The 258-nt window shown below is 41.9% G+C and carries 1 protein-coding gene; it reads right to left on the minus strand.

The window, feature by feature from the left end; all coding sequences use genetic code 11:
- Positions 1–8: 8 nt before the first annotated feature.
- Positions 9–258 (minus strand): hypothetical protein (locus A3757_RS27755; RefSeq protein ID WP_231878346.1); only part of this gene is annotated, 250 nt, incomplete at its 5' end.

Genomic DNA, 258 nt, shown 5'->3' on the forward strand with positions numbered 1-258 from the left:
TTTATTCTTCATGGAGCCGACCATGCCAAGAGAAGTCCCTCAAAAAATACTATAAGAGGAATCGTCTTTCTATTTGCTCCTAACTTCAATAAAGCATACCCCCCTGAGATTCCTAATGCAGTTACCAAGTTATTAGTGTTGAAATCCTGATAACTGTCAGCATGTCTCATAGAGTGTACCCAAAAACCGAAATTGACAGCTGCAAGTACCGCCAGTGCAATTGGCCCGAATGCCAATCCACCACTAAAGAAGATTGGA

This window comes from Oleiphilus sp. HI0117 (assembly GCF_001635235.1).